Origin of the sequence: Methylobacterium sp. CCH5-D2 (genome assembly GCF_001556475.1) — a bacterium.
Taxonomy (GTDB): Bacteria; Pseudomonadota; Alphaproteobacteria; order Rhizobiales; family Beijerinckiaceae; genus Methylobacterium; species Methylobacterium hispanicum.
In genome coordinates this window covers 1-1,137 of the sequence record NZ_LSIX01000378.1, presented here as the reverse complement: position 1 = coordinate 1,137, position 1,137 = coordinate 1, and the positions used below count along the sequence as shown (strand labels likewise).

Here is a 1,137-nt window from a genome sequence, read left to right as displayed (position 1 = left end):
CGACGACCGTCGAGACCACCCGCCCGTTCGAGAGGCGGCTGATCTGCTCGACGACGGCTGCGGGCTGGACGCCGTAAAGGGCGGCCCGAGTGTAGTCGACACGCACCTCCAACTGCGGGATGCGCACCTGCCGCTCGACCTGCAGGTCGACGAGGCCGGGAATCGAGGCCATCCGGTCGCGCAGGGAGTTCGCCACACGGCGCAGGGCGTCGAGGTCCTCGCCGAACACCTTGAGGGCGATCTCGGCCCGCACACCCGAGAGCATGTGGTCGAGCCGGTGCGAGATGGGCTGGCCGACGTTGACCGCCACCGGCAGGGCGGCGAGGCGCCCGCGCATGTCGGCGACGAGCGCCTCCTTCGGACGCTTGGCGCCTTCGTCGAGCGCCACCTCGATCTCGGAGGAGTGGACGCCCTCGGCGTGCTCGTCGAGCTCGGCCCGGCCGGTGCGGCGGCCCACCGCCTTCACGCCCGGGATGTCGAGGATCAGTTTCTCCGCGATCAGCCCGACCCGGTTGCTCTCCGCCAGCGAGATGCCCGGGTTGAAGGTCATGTTGACCGTGAACGAGCCCTCGTTGAACGGCGGCAGAAAGGCCCGGGGTAAATTCCAGGCTGCGACGCCAGCCGCGACGACCGCTACGGCGACCGTCCCGACGAGCAGGCCCTGGTACCGGAATGCGACCCGCAGCAGGGCTGCGTTGCCGCGCTTGAGCACCTTGAGGAGGCGGCTGTCGTGCTCCTCCAGGTTCTTCAGCCCCGGCAGCAGCAGGGATGCCAGGACCGGCGTCAGGGTGATGGAGGTGAGCAGGCTCGCCAGGATCGAGATGATGTAGGCCTGCCCCAGCGGGGCGAAGAGCCGGCCCTCGATGCCGGAGAGGGCGAAGAGCGGCACGAACACCAGGATGATGATGAGCGTCGCGTAGACGATGCCGGAGCGGACCTCGTTGGAGGCCTCGACCACCACCTGGAGCACGCTCTTCGGGTTGCCGGCCCGCCGGTTGTCGCCGAGGCGCCTGTAGATGTTCTCCACGTCCACGACGGCGTCGTCGACGAGCTCGCCGATGGCGATGGCCAGGCCGCCGAGGGTCATCGTGTTGATGGACAGCCCGAACAGGTGGAACACCACCGCGGTCGTCAGCA

At 69.1% G+C, this 1,137-nt stretch carries 1 protein-coding gene; it reads right to left on the bottom strand.

Annotated features, from left to right (window positions below; all coding sequences use genetic code 11):
- A partial coding sequence (locus tag AX737_RS09715) for an efflux RND transporter permease subunit (RefSeq protein ID WP_197430524.1) occupies positions 1 to 1,137 on the bottom strand: 1,137 nt, incomplete at both ends.